General features: G+C 49.6%; 1 protein-coding gene. It reads left to right on the top strand.

Annotation, left to right across the window (positions count from 1 at the left end; all coding sequences use genetic code 11):
* Positions 1–132 precede the first annotated feature (132 nt).
* On the top strand, positions 133–383 hold a 251-nt coding region (locus CSV68_RS16880), incomplete at its 3' end, for an HAD family hydrolase (protein ID WP_158233546.1).

The raw sequence follows: 383 nt of genomic DNA, 5'->3' as shown, positions 1-383 counted from the left end.
CTTCTTTTCTGTACCACTCTCTTTCTCCCTGGTTATTCCTTCGACGTTCCGTCAGCAATCATTTCTCTTTGAGCGACAAAAACCACCGTTTACGATAAAGTAATGCTTTGTTAATCGTTTAGCGAGAGCACGATGTACGCACAGTATGACGGTTTGATCTTCGATATGGATGGCACTCTCCTGGATACCGAACCCACGCATCGTCAAGCCTGGACTGATGTCCTTGCTCGTTACGGTATGCGTTTCGATCTTCAGGCGATGATCGCCCTCAACGGAGCCCCAACCTGGCGTATAGCGCAGGCCGTGATTGAACGTAATCATGCCGATCTCGACCCGCACCTTCTGGCCCGTGAAAAAACCGATGCGGTAAAAGCGATGCTTTT

The organism is Sporosarcina sp. P29 (assembly GCF_002743265.1).
Lineage (GTDB): Bacteria > Bacillota > Bacilli > Bacillales_A > Planococcaceae > Sporosarcina.
Note: the sequence above shows the minus strand (reverse complement) of the source record. Positions and strands in the feature narration are given on the sequence as shown.